This window comes from Pseudomonas sp. ASL7, assembly GCF_056680375.1.
On record NZ_CM155279.1, the window covers coordinates 4,861,176 to 4,878,965 of the forward strand.

Below are 17,790 nucleotides of genomic sequence, written 5' to 3' on the forward strand. Positions count from 1 at the left end.
TGCCTTTCATGGATTTTTCGCAATTTTCAAGAATTTACACATCGGTGCGGTGAATAAGGCGTTATGTTTCTGAATAACGGCTCAAGGCCACGTCCTCAGGCGCTTGTGGGACGTTTGTACTGTTAGTCGGTACAGTCTGCAAAATGCGACAAATACTTATATCTGTAGGGCTTTCATTTTGCTGACTACGAGGTCAGATAATCGCTGTAAGCCTTTATCCTTCTAGGTTGTAGCTTTGTGCCTGATTAACCAGCCAATCGCGAAAAGCCTTTAAAGAGGCTGATTCGACCTTTCGTTCAGGAATCATCAGGTAATAGGCCTTTATGCTGGAGAGTGCCTGGGGGCTGGCAATCATCAGGCGCTTCTCGGCCAGTTCGCGCTGAATCAGGAACGGTGGGATCAGCGCGATCCCCATGTCGTGCATGGCCGCTTGGGCCAGCATGGAGAATAGCTCGTAGCGTGGCCCTGTCATGTCGCGCGGGATATTAAGGTTCTGAGAGTTGAACCATTGGCGCCAGGCGTAGGGGCGGGTGGTCTGTTGGAGTAGCGGCAGATCGGCGATTTCACTGGCGCTCAGACTCGTTCTTTTTCCCAGAAGGCTCGGACTGCAGACGGGCATCGGATTTTCACCCATCAACCTGTGGGATTGCGTACCCGACCAATCCGCGTCGCCGAAGTAGATCGCGGCATCGAAGTCGGTGTCGGCAAACAGAAAGGGCCGTGTGCGGTTTGTGAGGTTGACCGTCACTTCCGGGTGTTTTTGCTGGAAGTCCTTGAGCCGTGGCAGCAGCCATTGAGTGCCGAAGGTTGGTACGACCGCCAGTTCAATCACGTTCGCGCCTTGTTGGCCCATCACCGACAGGGTGTCTCGCTCAACCGCGTCGAGCTGGGTGGCTACTCGGCGGCTGTAGGAAAGTCCGGCTTCCGTTAGCTTCACCCCACGCCGCGAGCGTCGGAACAGTTCCACGCTGAGGAACTCTTCAAGACTGGCGATCTGTCGGCAAATCGCGCCTTGGGTCAGTGAAAGCTCTTGGGCGGCTTTGGTAAAGCTCTCGTGGCGCGCTGCCGCTTCAAAACTAATCAGGGCGGTTGTGCTGGGTATTTTCCTGCGCATGTACGTCAACCTCACTAATGCACCACATAAGCGCTATTTCGCGATGTTTCGGAGTGAGAAATTAGCACAACAGTATGCAAAATCCTCGTTTGCCGTAATGTCGAACCCGGCCTAGGATCAGTCCACGTTATTTGACCCGATTCGAGAGGACACACTCATGGGCGGTAAAGCTAGCTTCAACTGGATCGATCCCCTGCTGCTGGATCAACAGCTCACCGAAGAAGAGCGCATGATCCGCGACACCGCCGAGCAATTCGCTCAGCAGAAGCTCGCGCCGCGCGTGCTCGAAGCTTTCCGTCATGAAAAAACCGATCCGGCGATCTTCCGCGAGATGGGTGAAGTCGGCCTTCTGGGTGCAACCATCCCTGAGCAGTACGGCGGTAGCGGCCTGAACTACGTCAGCTACGGCCTGATCGCTCGTGAAGTCGAGCGCGTCGACTCCGGCTATCGCTCGATGATGAGTGTGCAGTCTTCGTTGGTGATGGTGCCGATCAACGAATTCGGTACCGAAGCCCAGAAACAGAAGTATCTGCCGAAGCTGGCCTCAGGCGAGTGGATCGGTTGCTTCGGTCTGACCGAGCCTAACCACGGTTCCGACCCGGGCGCGATGATTACACGCGCTCGTAAAGTGGAAGGCGGCTACAGCCTGACTGGCAACAAGATGTGGATCACCAACAGCCCTATCGCCGATGTGTTTGTGGTCTGGGGCAAGGACGACGCGGGCGACATCCGTGGCTTCGTTCTGGAGAAGGGCTGGAAAGGCCTGAGCGCTCCGGCGATTCACGGCAAGGTTGGCCTGCGTGCATCGATCACCGGTGAGATCGTGATGGACAACGTGTTTGTTCCTGAAGAGAACATCTTCCCGGATGTCCGTGGTCTGAAAGGTCCGTTCACTTGTCTCAACTCGGCACGTTACGGCATCTCCTGGGGCGCGCTGGGGGCGGCTGAATTCTGCTGGCACACCGCTCGCCAATACACCCTGGATCGTCAGCAGTTCGGTCGCCCATTGGCGGCGACTCAGTTGATTCAGAAGAAGCTGGCCGACATGCAGACTGAAATCACCCTGGCGTTACAAGGTTGCTTGCGTCTGGGTCGTATGAAAGATGAAGGGACAGCGGCAGTCGAGATCACTTCGATGATGAAGCGCAACTCCTGCGGTAAATCCCTGGACATCGCTCGCATGGCGCGCGACATGTTGGGTGGCAACGGTATTTCCGATGAATTCGGTGTTGCCCGCCATCTGGTGAACCTGGAAGTGGTGAATACCTATGAAGGTACGCATGACGTCCACGCGCTAATCCTCGGTCGCGCGCAGACCGGCATCCAGGCGTTCTATTAATAGGAGAACGGTCATGGGCGCGCTTTCGCATCTACGGGTACTGGATTTATCGCGAGTGCTGGCCGGGCCCTGGTCCGGGCAAATTCTGGCGGACCTTGGCGCCGAGGTGATCAAGGTCGAACGCCCGGGAAATGGCGATGATACGCGCGCCTGGGGGCCTCCCTTCCTTAAAGATGCTTATGGCGAGAACACCAGCGAAGCGGCCTATTACTTGTCGGCCAATCGCAACAAGCAATCGGTGACGATCGATTTCACGCGCCCAGAGGGGCAAAAGCTGGTGCGTGAGCTGGCGGCGAAATCGGACATTTTGATCGAGAACTTCAAGGTCGGTGGTCTGGCGGCGTATGGGCTGGATTATGCGTCTCTGAAGGCGATCAATCCGAATCTCATCTACTGTTCGATCACCGGGTTTGGCCAGACCGGGCCGTACGCCAAGCGCGCGGGTTATGACTTCATGATTCAGGGGCTGGGCGGCCTCATGAGTCTGACGGGGCGACCTGAAGGGGAAGAGGGGGCTGGGCCGGTAAAGGTCGGGGTGGCACTGACGGATATTTTGACCGGGCTCTATTCGACTGTGGCGATTCTTGCAGCGCTGGCTCACCGGGAGCATGAGGGTGGTGGTCAGCATATTGATATGGCTCTGCTGGATGTTCAGGTGGCGTGTCTGGCCAACCAGGCGATGAACTATTTGACGACCGGAGTTGCTCCCAAGCGTTTAGGTAATGCTCATCCGAACATCGTGCCCTATCAGGATTTTCCTACGGCAGATGGCGACTTCATCCTTACCGTCGGTAATGACGGGCAGTTCCGTAAATTTGCCGAGGTGGCTGGTCAGCCTCAATGGGCAGATGATCCGCGTTTTGCTACCAACAAGTTGCGGGTGGCAAATCGGGCGCTGCTGATTCCGCTGATCCGCCAGGCAACAGTATTCAAGACCACTGCAGAGTGGGTCGTGCGGCTGGAGCAGGCAGGTGTACCGTGCGGGCCTATTAACGATCTGGCTCAGATGTTTGCCGATCCTCAGGTTAAAGCGCGTGGATTGGCGATCGAACTACCCCATGCGTTGGCCGGGATGGTGCCGCAAGTGGCGAGTCCGATTCGTCTTTCCGATACCCCGGTGGAATACCGCAATGCGCCTCCTTTGTTGGGTGAGCATACGCTGGAGGTTTTGCAGCGAGTGTTGGGGCTGGATGCTAATACGGTTGCGGCTTTTAAAGCGGCTGGGGTGCTTTGAGGCTTCCCTCTATATAGAGGGTGTGGCTTTGCTCCTCTATATAGAGCGAAGCCGGGCTGTTTTCGGCCTTTGCGCAACTTATTGATAGAAAAGCAAAATCAGAGGTTGACGGCAGATTCCAGACGTCTATAATTCCCCCCACTTCCGGCGCAGTCGAAACGGAAAACTCCTTGGTAAACAATGAGTTACGCAGTTTTCGGCAGCAAGTTGCTTCAGGTCATCGAAGCGCGAAAGGAGTTGAAAAAGAGGTGTTGACAGCAGCGAGTAACGCTGTAGAATTCGCCTCCCGCTAACGAGAGATCGAAAGCGCAAGTGGTTGAAGTTACAAAGGAAACTTTGAAAGCTTCGGAAAATAACCGCTTGACAGCAACAGAGGCTGCTGTAGAATGCGCGCCTCGGTCGAGACGAAAGACTCAGCCAACCGCTCTTTAACAACTGAATCAAGCAATTCGTGTGGGTGCTTGTGGAGTCAGACTGATAGTCAACAAGATTATCAGCATCACAAGTTACTCCGCGAGAAATCAAAGATGTAACCAACGATTGCTGAGCCAAGTTTAGGGTTTCTTAAAAACCCAAAGATGTTTGAACTGAAGAGTTTGATCATGGCTCAGATTGAACGCTGGCGGCAGGCCTAACACATGCAAGTCGAGCGGTAGAGAGAAGCTTGCTTCTCTTGAGAGCGGCGGACGGGTGAGTAATGCCTAGGAATCTGCCTGGTAGTGGGGGATAACGCTCGGAAACGGACGCTAATACCGCATACGTCCTACGGGAGAAAGCAGGGGACCTTCGGGCCTTGCGCTATCAGATGAGCCTAGGTCGGATTAGCTAGTTGGTGAGGTAATGGCTCACCAAGGCGACGATCCGTAACTGGTCTGAGAGGATGATCAGTCACACTGGAACTGAGACACGGTCCAGACTCCTACGGGAGGCAGCAGTGGGGAATATTGGACAATGGGCGAAAGCCTGATCCAGCCATGCCGCGTGTGTGAAGAAGGTCTTCGGATTGTAAAGCACTTTAAGTTGGGAGGAAGGGCAGTTACCTAATACGTATCTGTTTTGACGTTACCGACAGAATAAGCACCGGCTAACTCTGTGCCAGCAGCCGCGGTAATACAGAGGGTGCAAGCGTTAATCGGAATTACTGGGCGTAAAGCGCGCGTAGGTGGTTCGTTAAGTTGGATGTGAAATCCCCGGGCTCAACCTGGGAACTGCATTCAAAACTGTCGAGCTAGAGTATGGTAGAGGGTGGTGGAATTTCCTGTGTAGCGGTGAAATGCGTAGATATAGGAAGGAACACCAGTGGCGAAGGCGACCACCTGGACTGATACTGACACTGAGGTGCGAAAGCGTGGGGAGCAAACAGGATTAGATACCCTGGTAGTCCACGCCGTAAACGATGTCAACTAGCCGTTGGGAGCCTTGAGCTCTTAGTGGCGCAGCTAACGCATTAAGTTGACCGCCTGGGGAGTACGGCCGCAAGGTTAAAACTCAAATGAATTGACGGGGGCCCGCACAAGCGGTGGAGCATGTGGTTTAATTCGAAGCAACGCGAAGAACCTTACCAGGCCTTGACATCCAATGAACTTTCCAGAGATGGATTGGTGCCTTCGGGAACATTGAGACAGGTGCTGCATGGCTGTCGTCAGCTCGTGTCGTGAGATGTTGGGTTAAGTCCCGTAACGAGCGCAACCCTTGTCCTTAGTTACCAGCACGTTATGGTGGGCACTCTAAGGAGACTGCCGGTGACAAACCGGAGGAAGGTGGGGATGACGTCAAGTCATCATGGCCCTTACGGCCTGGGCTACACACGTGCTACAATGGTCGGTACAGAGGGTTGCCAAGCCGCGAGGTGGAGCTAATCCCAGAAAACCGATCGTAGTCCGGATCGCAGTCTGCAACTCGACTGCGTGAAGTCGGAATCGCTAGTAATCGCGAATCAGAATGTCGCGGTGAATACGTTCCCGGGCCTTGTACACACCGCCCGTCACACCATGGGAGTGGGTTGCACCAGAAGTAGCTAGTCTAACCTTCGGGAGGACGGTTACCACGGTGTGATTCATGACTGGGGTGAAGTCGTAACAAGGTAGCCGTAGGGGAACCTGCGGCTGGATCACCTCCTTAATCGACGACATCAGCTGCTCCATAAGTTCCCACACGAATTGCTTGATTCATTGAAGAAGACGATATAGAAGCAGCCCGAAATTGGGTCTGTAGCTCAGTTGGTTAGAGCGCACCCCTGATAAGGGTGAGGTCGGCAGTTCGAATCTGCCCAGACCCACCAATTTTGTGTGGGAAACGCCTGTAGAAATACGGGGCCATAGCTCAGCTGGGAGAGCGCCTGCCTTGCACGCAGGAGGTCAACGGTTCGATCCCGTTTGGCTCCACCACTACTGCTTCTGAGTTGTAAAGCTTAGAAATGAGCATTCCATCGTAACGATGGTGAATGTTGATTTCTGATCTTTAAGATTAGATCGTTCTTTAAAAATTTGGGTATGTGATAGAAAGATAGACTGGACGTTACTTTCACTGGTAACGGATCAGGCTAAGGTAAAATTTGTGAGTAATTGCGAATTTTCGGCGAATGTCGTCTTCACAGTATAACCAGATTGCTTGGGGTTATATGGTCAAGTGAAGAAGCGCATACGGTGGATGCCTTGGCAGTCAGAGGCGATGAAAGACGTGGTAGCCTGCGAAAAGCTTCGGGGAGTCGGCAAACAGACTTTGATCCGGAGATGTCTGAATGGGGGAACCCAGCCATCATAAGATGGTTATCTTAAGCTGAATACATAGGCTTAAGAGGCGAACCAGGGGAACTGAAACATCTAAGTACCCTGAGGAAAAGAAATCAACCGAGATTCCCTTAGTAGTGGCGAGCGAACGGGGACTAGCCCTTAAGTGGCTTTGAGATTAGCGGAACGCTCTGGAAAGTGCGGCCATAGTGGGTGATAGCCCTGTACGCGAAAATCTCTTAGTCATGAAATCGAGTAGGACGGAGCACGAGAAACTTTGTCTGAATATGGGGGGACCATCCTCCAAGGCTAAATACTACTGACTGACCGATAGTGAACTAGTACCGTGAGGGAAAGGCGAAAAGAACCCCGGAGAGGGGAGTGAAATAGATCCTGAAACCGTATGCGTACAAGCAGTGGGAGCCCACTTTGTTGGGTGACTGCGTACCTTTTGTATAATGGGTCAGCGACTTATTTTCAGTGGCGAGCTTAACCGAATAGGGGAGGCGTAGCGAAAGCGAGTCTTAATAGGGCGTCTAGTCGCTGGGAATAGACCCGAAACCGGGCGATCTATCCATGGGCAGGTTGAAGGTTGGGTAACACTAACTGGAGGACCGAACCGACTACCGTTGAAAAGTTAGCGGATGACCTGTGGATCGGAGTGAAAGGCTAATCAAGCTCGGAGATAGCTGGTTCTCCTCGAAAGCTATTTAGGTAGCGCCTCATGTATCACTGTAGGGGGTAGAGCACTGTTTCGGCTAGGGGGTCATCCCGACTTACCAAACCGATGCAAACTCCGAATACCTACAAGTGCCGAGCATGGGAGACACACGGCGGGTGCTAACGTCCGTCGTGAAAAGGGAAACAACCCAGACCGTCAGCTAAGGTCCCAAAGTTATGGTTAAGTGGGAAACGATGTGGGAAGGCTTAGACAGCTAGGAGGTTGGCTTAGAAGCAGCCACCCTTTAAAGAAAGCGTAATAGCTCACTAGTCGAGTCGGCCTGCGCGGAAGATGTAACGGGGCTCAAACCATACACCGAAGCTACGGGTATCACTTAGGTGATGCGGTAGAGGAGCGTTCTGTAAGCCTGTGAAGGTGAGTTGAGAAGCTTGCTGGAGGTATCAGAAGTGCGAATGCTGACATGAGTAACGACAATGGGTGTGAAAAACACCCACGCCGAAAGACCAAGGTTTCCTGCGCAACGTTAATCGACGCAGGGTTAGTCGGTCCCTAAGGCGAGGCTGAAAAGCGTAGTCGATGGAAAACAGGTTAATATTCCTGTACTTCTGGTTATTGCGATGGAGGGACGGAGAAGGCTAGGCCAGCTTGGCGTTGGTTGTCCAAGTTTAAGGTGGTAGGCTGGAATCTTAGGTAAATCCGGGATTCTAAGGCCGAGAGCTGATGACGAGTGTGCCTTTGGTACACGAAGTGGTTGATGCCATGCTTCCAAGAAAAGCTTCTAAGCTTCAGGTAACCAGGAACCGTACCCCAAACCGACACAGGTGGTTGGGTAGAGAATACCAAGGCGCTTGAGAGAACTCGGGTGAAGGAACTAGGCAAAATGGCACCGTAACTTCGGGAGAAGGTGCGCCGGTGAGGGTGAAGCATTTACTGCGTAAGCCCATGCCGGTCGAAGATACCAGGCCGCTGCGACTGTTTATTAAAAACACAGCACTCTGCAAACACGAAAGTGGACGTATAGGGTGTGACGCCTGCCCGGTGCCGGAAGGTTAATTGATGGGGTTAGCTAACGCGAAGCTCTTGATCGAAGCCCCGGTAAACGGCGGCCGTAACTATAACGGTCCTAAGGTAGCGAAATTCCTTGTCGGGTAAGTTCCGACCTGCACGAATGGCGTAACGATGGCGGCGCTGTCTCCACCCGAGACTCAGTGAAATTGAAATCGCTGTGAAGATGCAGTGTATCCGCGGCTAGACGGAAAGACCCCGTGAACCTTTACTATAGCTTTGCACTGGACTTTGAATTTGCTTGTGTAGGATAGGTGGGAGGCTTTGAAGCGTGGACGCCAGTTCGCGTGGAGCCAACCTTGAAATACCACCCTGGCAACTTTGAGGTTCTAACTCAGGTCCGTTATCCGGATCGAGGACAGTGTATGGTGGGTAGTTTGACTGGGGCGGTCTCCTCCTAAAGAGTAACGGAGGAGTACGAAGGTGCGCTCAGACCGGTCGGAAATCGGTCGTAGAGTATAAAGGCAAAAGCGCGCTTGACTGCGAGACAGACACGTCGAGCAGGTACGAAAGTAGGTCTTAGTGATCCGGTGGTTCTGTATGGAAGGGCCATCGCTCAACGGATAAAAGGTACTCCGGGGATAACAGGCTGATACCGCCCAAGAGTTCATATCGACGGCGGTGTTTGGCACCTCGATGTCGGCTCATCACATCCTGGGGCTGAAGCCGGTCCCAAGGGTATGGCTGTTCGCCATTTAAAGTGGTACGCGAGCTGGGTTTAGAACGTCGTGAGACAGTTCGGTCCCTATCTGCCGTGGACGTTTGAGATTTGAGAGGGGCTGCTCCTAGTACGAGAGGACCGGAGTGGACGAACCTCTGGTGTTCCGGTTGTCACGCCAGTGGCATTGCCGGGTAGCTATGTTCGGAATAGATAACCGCTGAAAGCATCTAAGCGGGAAACTAGCCTCAAGATGAGATCTCACTGGGACCTTGAGTCCCCTGAAGGGCCGTCGAAGACTACGACGTTGATAGGTTGGGTGTGTAAGCGCTGTGAGGCGTTGAGCTAACCAATACTAATTGCCCGTGAGGCTTGACCATATAACACCCAAGCAATTTGCAGGCTTCGAGCTGAAAAGCGAAAGAGCACCAGATTGCGGTGTGTGAAGACGAAACGAACCGAAAGTTCGACAAACTCACAAAGCACCAAGCTCTATCACCTACCCATTCGCTGGAGCGTAAACCGAAAGGTGAACGACCTGGCTACCGAATTTCTTGACGACCATAGAGCATTGGAACCACCTGATCCCATCCCGAACTCAGCAGTGAAACGATGCATCGCCGATGGTAGTGTGGGGTTTCCCCATGTGAGAGTAGGTCATCGTCAAGATTAAATTCCGAAACCCCTATCTGCGTATGCAGGTAGGGGTTTTGTTTTAAGTAGAAGTCACCAATTTTGCTGGCACGTTACTGCTGTAACGGGCTGGTCACAGAATTTCTTGACGACCATAGAGCATTGGAACCACCTGATCCCATCCCGAACTCAGTAGTGAAACGATGCATCGCCGATGGTAGTGTGGGGTTTCCCCATGTGAGAGTAGGTCATCGTCAAGATTGAATTCCGAAACCCCTGTCTGCTAACGCAGACAGGGGTTTTGTCGTTCTAGGGCTATCAAAAACCGTGGTCACGAAAAAGCCAGCCCATGAACTCAGGGGCTGGCTTTGTCGGTGTGGCGAGTGATTAGAGCTGGTGGCTCACCGTGGCTTACGTAAACAGTTTCAGCACATTGTTCATCGCATCATCGGCAAAACCCTGAACAAAGTCCTTGAACCCTGAGAGTGCCTCCACGCTGTCCTGTGCGGGTTCTGCGATGATGGTCCAGGTCGCTCGGGATTTGCCGGCAGTCACCGGTTCAACACTCATCGCGGCCCACAAATGAGCCACACCCAAGGTGTTGTAGATCGTGGTCCAGGTCATGTTCCGTGCCTGGTCATCCCGGGAGTTCAGTTGTTCGACCACCAGGTTGCCATCCTTGAAGAACTTCTTGCGCAGGGAAGACACGCCTTCGCCGGTCATCTCGATGTGCGACAGCGCCGGAATGAATTGATCGAAGCCGGCAAAGTTGCCGACCACGGCCCAGACCTGCGCGGCGTCAGCCGGCACTTCCACCGAGGACGCCACATGGCAGCCTTGTGGATTTCTGATCAAAGTATCGGGTTGCAGAGTAGTCATGGTCTTGCTCCATTGTTGGTGTAGGGGGAATCAGATGAAATTGATTTCTTTGAGGTAGTCGCAGCCGCGGCGCAGCAGTGCCGGAGATTTTTCCGGGTACCGCGCACCCATCTGCCGGACCCCGGCCTGGGCGTTGTCGTGGCCGATCATCGAGATGTCGCCGATGTCTTCTTCGAAGCCGTTGAGGTAGAAACCGAGTACGCCGAACAGGGCGTTATCGGTGTCGACTCGCCCCAGTTGCTGCTGCCAGTCGGCAACGCTGACCATGGAAAACTCCCGACCGGCCTCACGGAATGACGACACGTAGTCATCCCAACTCAGAGGTTCTGGGTTGTGCAGGTTGAACACCGCTTTTTCGGCCTGATAGCGGCTGGCGTGAAAGGCGATGAAGCGGGCGAGAAAGTCCACCGGCATCAGGTCGAAGTTCAGTGCAAACTCCGGCACTTGTCCGAGCTGGATCGAACCTTTGAGCATCAGCATCAAGCGATTTTTGTGCGGCTGGCAGACACCGGTGAGGCTGTTGAAACTGATGTTGCCGGGTCGATACAGATTGACCCGCACTCCGCGTTCGCGACCCCGTTCGAGGATTCGCTCACCGACCCACTTGGACAGGTTGTAGCCGTTCTTGATGTAGATCGGCGGGGTCTGCGCCGCGGGCAGTTCCAGCACCCGCCCCTCGGCAGAAATCGTGCTGGAGGCCGAGAGCGTGGAGACGAAATTGAAGATTTTTTTGCTGCGTCCTTCACACAGACGCAGGCACTCGAAAATCGGTTCGACGTTGTCCCGTGCCAATGACTCGTAATCGAGGACGTGATTGACGTTGGCGGCGTTGTGCACCAGCGCGCCGAACTCACGATCCAGCCGCTCGTAGACCTCATTGGCGAGTCCCAGTCCGGGCCGTGTAATGTCCGCCGCGTAAACCTGTACCCGGCTGAGGTCCAGGTGTTCCAGACGGTTCTCTCGCACTGCATGAGTAAAGCGTTCCGCCGCTGATTGCCCGCCGCCGTCGCGCACCAGGCAGGCGACTTCGCTGGCGCCCCAGGCGAGCAGCGCTTCGACGATGTGGAGACCGACAAAACTGTTGGCGCCAGTGACGATCACTTTGTGCACATCGCCCATCTGGCTAACAGGCAGCGGCTGTACATCCAGTTCGCGGAAGGCGTCGGCCATGGCCTGTTCACTCAATACGGCTTCGGTGCCGGTGCCGCGAACCAGGGTCGCCAACTTCGTGATGGTCGGCAGTTCGATGAAGCGATTGATCGAGATGCTGCGCCCGAACTCTTCACGCAAACGCAACAGCATGCGCGACAGCAGGATTGAGTGGCCGCCCAGATTGAAGAAACTTTCATCGGTGGAAATATCGCTGGCGGGCAATTCCAGCAGCTCGGCCCAGATTTCCAGCAGCAGCGCTTCATCGGCGCTGGCGGGCAGGCGTCGCTGGTTGTTTTCGGTAATGCTGACGGGGAGTCCCAACAGCGCTTTACGGTCGACTTTGCCATTGCTGGCGAACGGCATGCTCGTCAGCTCAGTCCAGGCCACGGGTTGCATGTAGTCCGGCAAAAACAGCAACGAATGGGCTTTCAACGCGTCACGAGCGGCACCGGATTGGTCCTCCTGCGGTTGCGCAAGGAAGGCCAGAATCCGTCGATGACTGTCGATGACCACCGCCACCTGACGGTACAACTGGCTGTCGCGCAGGCAGCCCTCAATCTCTTCTGGCTCGACCCGGAAGCCACGGATCTTCACCTGGTTGTCGCGCCGTCCGCAGAGTTCGATACCTTCGGCGGTCCACTTCGCCATGTCGCCTGTGCGGTAGGCGCGCAGGCTATGACCATTCGGCAAGCTCAGGTTTAAATAACGTTCGGCGGTCTGTTGCGGGTTGTTCAGGTAACCCAGGCATACACCAGGGCCGACGATGTACAACTCGCCGACGGTTTGTTCGGCCACCGGTTGAAAACCCTCATCGAGAATCAGCACCTGGCTGTTGGCGATCGGCGCGCCAAGGGTTCGATTGCTATCGCCGGCTTGCAGGCGCCGCGCGGTAATCAGCACCGTGGCTTCGGTGGGGCCATAGAGGTTGTAGAACCTGCCCTGGCGTGTCAGTTGCTGGATGACGTAGGGTTCGCACACATCGCCGCCGGTCATCACATGATCCAGGCACTGCAATTGATCCAGCGGCAGGATGCTCAGCAACGCTGGCGGCAAAAAGGCATGACTGAGTTGTCGATGGCGGATCAGGTCGACCAATTGCAGTGGATCGCGACGCTGATCCTCGCTGGGTACGATCAGTTCGGCCCCCTGCAGCAACGTCGGGAAAATATCGATCAGTGACGAGTCGAAACTCAACGATGAAAACTGCAACACCCGGCTCTGTTCCGTCAGTTGCACATAGTCGGCATACCAGGCGGTGAAGTGCGCGAGGTTGGCCTGGCTGAGCAAAACGCCTTTGGGATGGCCGGTGGTTCCCGAGGTATAGAGCGCCATGCACGGAGCATCGAGCCCCGGCCGCTGACGCATCAGCGGTTGATCGAGATCCATGTCATCAAAGTCGATGCTGCTGATATCCATCCCAGGTATTTCGTCAGCGAGCGGATGCTGGCCGTCGTGCAGCAACAACACCGCCCCGGCATTCGCCAGAATGTATTGCTGACGTTGCAGCGGGTGGCTCGGCTCCAGCGGCAGGTACACCGCGCCGCTGCCGAGAATTGCCAGAATGCCTGCGTACAGCGCGCTGCATTTCGGCAAACAGATCCCGACCACCAACGGCCCTTCGTGCTGGTTGAGCAAAGGCTGCAATCGCTGCTCAATGGCACGGCTGTGAGCGTACAGTGCGCGATAGCTCAGGGAGGTGCCGGCGATGTTCAGTGCCGGGCGTTCAGCGGACTGGATAAAGCGCTGCTCAAGCCGCTCGATCGTCGGTGTTTGCGCGAGGTGCAGCAGTTTGGGTTCAGTCGTTGTGTTGAGTCGATGGACGAACGCCAGGCTCTCCAGAAACAGGAGGTTCTCCACGCGCTCGAAGGGAATGGAGGGGATCGGCACAGAAAGCTCAAAGTACTCGACGTCCCGTGAGAAGCGACTGACCAGCAGCGCGACGTGGTCCACCAGCTCCCCCATCGCCCGCAAGCGCAGTGCCTGGCCGTTGCCCGAAGGTTCGTCGCCAATGGGCACACGAGTGAGCAGCGTTGAACCAAGCAGGCACAACAGGTCCAGCGACGGCAGGACAGCAGTAGCCGATGTTCCTATACCCAGCTTTAGCGTCAGTTGAGGTACGGGGCCGAAGTTCCGGAATGGCAGGGTAGCGTCGTCAATCAGCAAATCGGCAGGACCGGATGGCTGTTCGTCGACGCTCGTCAGGTGCACCAGTGAATGACCGTGCTGTTCGAGTTCCAGCGCCAGGTCGGTCAGGGCCTGGCTTTGCCCAATGAGCAGAATATCGAGACGTCTCATGATGTGCTCCTCGTTAAACCAGGTAGTCGCTCAAGGCGCTTTGCACGCACGGCGAATCGAGCAGTGAACTGCTACGGAAAAACCGCACGATGTTGGCCACCAGTGGGTGATGGCGGTTGATCGGAAAGGCCAGCCCCGACACTTCGCGCTTGAGAGCGCTGCGCGCCGTCTCGCTGATTTGCAAGGACTCGATCAACCGGAAGTCGAAGGACTTCTGGATCTCGTTGGTCAGGTAATGGCCGATGAACACCGGCAGGATGTGGGCGATGCACTGCCGGTCGGCTTCGCTCGCGGTGTGCCAATAGATGCGCACCATCCGTGACCAAAACCCGGAATGACGGCCCTCGTCCAGCAAGTGGTCGGCCATCAAACCCTTGATCGATTGCTTGACCGTGTCGTCCTTGGCAAACGCCGCGACATCGCCGGTCACGGTGTTTTCGGCGATGGCCACGCAGATCAATTCCACGGCACTGCGCAAGTGTTCCGGTGCCAGTGCCACGGCGGCTGGAACAGCCCGGCTCAGTTCGATCTCACCCGGTAATTCGAGGGGCGTGATCCCCGTCATGGCGATGGTTTGCTGCATGAAATCCATGGCGACCAGCGCGTGATAATCCTCGTCCACCACCACGGTCATCGCGTCGTATCGACAGGCGAACGGGAAGGCCACGGCGAAGCGGTTTTTCGCGATGCTGCGGGCGGTCTTGTCGACGATCTCGGTTTCGAAAATCACCACGTCGTTGATGAATTTGTAGAGCGTCTGCACCAAGGCAAAGTCGCGCTGTTCCGGGCATTCGCGCAGGAAGGTTTCGCTGAGCACCAACGGTTGTCGGCTCAACGGATAAATCAGCTTGTGGTCGTTCTCCAGAACGCGGCGCGGGCGGGTGCGAATGGTCGCGCGGCTTTCCCAGGCGTCGGCGAAGGATTGGTAGTCGGCGGCGTTCATGCGTTCACCTCCGCAGCCGGCTCGCTCATGCTCAGGCGCAGTCCGTCCCACAGGGCGATGCGACTTTCGACGGCGGCGATGGCGCTGGCGTAGACGTCTACTTCGCGTTGTGGATCGCCATCGACCAGCCGTGCGAGGAGTTTTTCGGCGGCCGGGCCGTGGTCTTCGGAGTCGACTTCGATGTGTCGCTCGAGGTAGTAACGAAACGTCGGCGCCTGCTCGATGCCAATACCCCAGTCGTCGAGAATACGCTGGAACATCTGCGGGATGACGCTCTCGCGACCATGCAGAAACGCCGCTGCCACGCTGTGGCCGGGCGCATGCAATGCAGTGTGCAAGGTATGACGAACGAACCGCGCGGCCGCCGGGTCGACGTCCACGCTCTGCAGTGCCACGTCGTAGCTCACGCCTTCTTGTTGCAGGGCCACGAAGCGTTCGACGGCGGCGGTGCTTGCCCCGACTTCGCGCATTGCATCCAGGTACAACTCGAAATGGCTGTAGTGACCTTGCGTCGGACGGTCATCAGACTCTTCACCCAGCACAATCTCATTGATCAACCGCGCCGCCTGGGCATCCCGCGGCGGCAGCCATGGCAGTTGCACGCAGGTCAGTTCCTGTTGCAGGCGCTTGGTCAGCGACATGAAATCCCACACCGCAAATACATGGGTTTCCATGAAACGTTGGAGGATCGGCAACGAATGGATTTCGGAGAAAATCGGATGCGCGCTAAGTTCTGCTTTCTTCTGGTTCAGGCGATCTTTAGTCGGTTTCATGGGAGAGCCTATAAGTTCTCTGGAATGAGGGGTGATCAATAAGTAACTGCGAGTTAAACGTTTCTTTTGGCGAGCGAGTGCCTCAAACGAATTGATCTGTGTCAGTTGTTTCCAAGTCATTTAATGCTGGCTTGGTCGCCAGTGTTCATTGGCTGCGGAGAAAAACTAATACACGAATAAAGATCGCGACAAGTTATTTTTATATTATTTTCAAGTTTAACTTTTTAAGGCGTGACAAGTTCCAATAACACTTTTCATATAAGTTTTATTTTGGCGTAGTTGCTCCTTCCGGCTTGTATAAGTCAGAATTAAAATAAAGAGTGAATGCCTCACTCGAAGCAACTTTCTAATTGAAATCGTTGAGGTGATTTGAGGGGGTAGAAGTTGGCCGGGAGCGACGCCGATTCTTCCTTTCCCGTGGCAAGGCTCCTTCCGTAGGTTCTTGATGCGGGGACTGCTCGCTCGCGCGGAGCGTCGCCCGTACGTTATTCGCTGGCACCCTAGAGTGAGCGTAATTCAAGGCAGCCGCTATCACCGAGGCATCATGCAGTCGGTGAAATTATGGGTTTGAGGAGGCTTTGGAGCAGGGCGAGTTGTGACAAATCAAGACGAGCAGTGCAACCTGCTCGTTCAGGCTGCTATGGCGATTTACTTCGAGGTTTTTTTATTCAGCGCTTGAGGGCTGTTGAGGTAGCGGGTGATGACCTCGACTCCGCGGTTGAGGTGGTGTGCGAGCAGCTTCACCGAGCCCTCGATGTCCCGGTTTTCGACAGCCTGCAGCAGTGCACGGTGATCTTCCTGGGACAGTTTGCCCAGGCCCATGGCTTCCAGGTTGAAACGCAGGAAGCGCTCCTCTTCGTTCAACCCGTCTTCCACTAACCTCAATAGCCGCTGGTTCGGTGCTTTGCAGTACAGCGACATGTGGAACAAGCGATTGAGTCGGCCGATTTCGGTGTAGTTTTGTTCTGTTTCCAACTCATCGATGTAGCGGGCAGCCTGTTCCAGATCTGCAATTTCGAGCAATGGAATCGACAAGCGCAAGGCTTCCGATTCCAGCAGGATCCGTAGCGCGTAGGTTTCTACAGCATCGCCCTGAACCAACGGTGCGACCACTGCGCCTTTATGCGCGACCACGTTGAGCAACGCTTGCGCTTCGAGTTGGCGCAGCGCTTCGCGTACCGGCATGCGGCTGACGCCGAACAGGTCGGCCAAATCTTGCTGACGCAGGGCCGTACCGCAGGGAATACGCCCGTCGAGAATCGCCGAACGCAGAGTTTCTTCAATCACCGAGCGTGCCAGATGAGCAGGAATCGGCCCGTTGACCTTAATGCTGTTCAGAGGATTGGGCTTCTGTGTCACAACAACGCACCCTGTTTGACTGAGATAAATTTGGATCCAAGAGGACACTAGTGACTGCCTGACAGGTTGTCAAACGGCCAAGACATCTCCGCCTTAAAAGGCGGCGATATTTTTATGATCCCCGACATACAAAGTCTAGCGCGCCGCAAGTGATCTCATCCTGCCATTGTCTTTTAACGGGCTAACCTCCACCATCAACCGACTTCCACTTGCCTACCTGGGTGCCTCGCATTGGCGGTACGTTTCGCGATCCCTCGGACTTTTCGCTGGTTAGGCTGCGCATTGCTGCTGGCCGGCGTCATGCTGGGCGGGCTGCATGCCGACTGGGATTTTTCCCTGATCAGCCGTCGAGCGCAGGCATTGTACGGGCCATTGGGCGAAGGGCAGCAGCGTATTGATGCCTGGCAACATCTTTTAGCAACTCAAAAGCAAGTCAGCGAGCTGCAGCAGCTCGAGGTGGTCAACCAATTCTTCAACAAACAGATGCGCTATGAAGAAGACATCGACCTGTGGCATGAGGTCGACTACTGGGAAACCCCGATCGAGGCACTGTGGAAGGGCGCCGGTGACTGCGAAGATTACGCCATCGCCAAGTATTTCAGTTTGCGTCATCTCGGCGTGCCCAGTGACAAGTTGCGCATTACTTATGTAAAGGCGTTGCGCTTGAACCGCGCACATATGGTGCTGACCTATTACTCAAGCCCAGAGGCGATGCCTTTGGTGCTCGACAGCCTGATCGATGCAATCAAACCCGCCAGTCAGCGAACCGATTTATTACCGGTGTATTCCTTTAATGCCGAAGGGTTGTGGTTACCGGGCGCCAAGGGCAACAAGAGGGTCGGAGACACCAAACGGCTGTCCCGTTGGCAAGATGTGTTGAAGAAAATGCAAGCCGAAGGTTTTCCGGTCGAGACGACTCATTAGGAGCACGCGTT

The 17,790-nt window shown here is 55.2% G+C and carries 9 protein-coding genes, 2 tRNA genes and 4 rRNA genes; 9 read left to right on the forward strand and 6 right to left on the reverse strand.

Annotated features, from left to right (window positions below; all coding sequences use genetic code 11):
• Positions 1 to 214: 214 nt before the first annotated feature.
• Entirely contained in the window at positions 215 to 1,114 is a 900-nt protein-coding gene (locus tag AC1MDT_RS22575) for a LysR family transcriptional regulator (RefSeq protein WP_480419022.1), read from the reverse strand.
• 157 nt (positions 1,115 to 1,271) lie between these two features.
• Here AC1MDT_RS22575 and AC1MDT_RS22580 point away from each other — a divergent pair, with 157 nt between their 5' ends.
• From AC1MDT_RS22580 to rrf (AC1MDT_RS22615), 8 genes are all read left to right on the forward strand, one after another.
• Positions 1,272 to 2,453 carry an acyl-CoA dehydrogenase gene (locus tag AC1MDT_RS22580; RefSeq protein ID WP_076029106.1) on the forward strand — a complete coding sequence of 394 codons (1,182 nt, stop codon included), beginning with the start codon at positions 1,272 to 1,274 and terminating at the stop codon, positions 2,451 to 2,453.
• Positions 2,454 to 2,466: 13 nt separating this feature from the next.
• Positions 2,467 to 3,687, forward strand: coding sequence for a CaiB/BaiF CoA transferase family protein (locus tag AC1MDT_RS22585; protein ID WP_480419023.1), 1,221 nt, complete (start codon positions 2,467 to 2,469; stop codon positions 3,685 to 3,687).
• 584 nt (positions 3,688 to 4,271) lie between these two features.
• Positions 4,272 to 5,808 (forward strand): 16S ribosomal RNA (locus AC1MDT_RS22590).
• A gap of 83 nt (positions 5,809 to 5,891) precedes the next feature.
• Positions 5,892 to 5,968 (forward strand) — tRNA-Ile (locus AC1MDT_RS22595).
• 30 nt (positions 5,969 to 5,998) lie between these two features.
• Positions 5,999 to 6,074 (forward strand) — tRNA-Ala (locus tag AC1MDT_RS22600).
• Positions 6,075 to 6,309: 235 nt separating this feature from the next.
• Positions 6,310 to 9,201: ribosomal RNA gene (locus tag AC1MDT_RS22605) — 23S ribosomal RNA — on the forward strand.
• Between the two features lie 173 nt (positions 9,202 to 9,374).
• Positions 9,375 to 9,490 (forward strand): 5S ribosomal RNA (gene rrf / locus AC1MDT_RS22610).
• Positions 9,491 to 9,598: 108 nt separating this feature from the next.
• Positions 9,599 to 9,714 (forward strand): 5S ribosomal RNA (gene rrf, locus AC1MDT_RS22615).
• The 16S, 23S and 5S rRNA genes sit together here with 2 tRNA genes alongside, the layout of an rRNA operon.
• A gap of 151 nt (positions 9,715 to 9,865) precedes the next feature.
• Here the strand turns inward: rrf (AC1MDT_RS22615) and AC1MDT_RS22620 are convergent.
• From AC1MDT_RS22620 to AC1MDT_RS22640, 5 genes are all read right to left on the reverse strand, one after another.
• Positions 9,866 to 10,333 (reverse strand): SRPBCC family protein, encoded by a 468-nt coding sequence (locus AC1MDT_RS22620; protein ID WP_480419024.1) that lies wholly within the window; start codon positions 10,331 to 10,333, stop codon positions 9,866 to 9,868.
• Positions 10,334 to 10,363: 30 nt separating this feature from the next.
• Complete coding sequence (locus tag AC1MDT_RS22625; protein WP_480419025.1) at positions 10,364 to 13,780, reverse strand: amino acid adenylation domain-containing protein; 3,417 nt, start codon at positions 13,778 to 13,780, stop codon at positions 10,364 to 10,366.
• 13 nt (positions 13,781 to 13,793) lie between these two features.
• Entirely contained in the window at positions 13,794 to 14,723 is a 930-nt protein-coding gene (locus tag AC1MDT_RS22630) for a diiron oxygenase (protein WP_480419026.1), read from the reverse strand.
• Positions 14,720 to 15,496 (reverse strand): DUF3050 domain-containing protein, encoded by a 777-nt coding sequence (locus AC1MDT_RS22635; protein WP_480419027.1) that lies wholly within the window; start codon positions 15,494 to 15,496, stop codon positions 14,720 to 14,722. Before AC1MDT_RS22635 ends, AC1MDT_RS22630 begins: the two co-directional genes overlap by 4 nt.
• Positions 15,497 to 16,144: 648 nt before the next feature.
• Positions 16,145 to 16,855, reverse strand: coding sequence for a GntR family transcriptional regulator (locus tag AC1MDT_RS22640; RefSeq protein WP_480419028.1), 711 nt, complete (start codon positions 16,853 to 16,855; stop codon positions 16,145 to 16,147).
• A gap of 231 nt (positions 16,856 to 17,086) precedes the next feature.
• On the opposite strand from AC1MDT_RS22640, the gene lapG reads away from it, so the two are divergent.
• Positions 17,087 to 17,779 carry a cysteine protease LapG gene (lapG, locus tag AC1MDT_RS22645; protein ID WP_480419029.1) on the forward strand — a complete coding sequence of 231 codons (693 nt, stop codon included), beginning with the start codon at positions 17,087 to 17,089 and terminating at the stop codon, positions 17,777 to 17,779.
• Positions 17,780 to 17,790 lie beyond the last annotated feature (11 nt).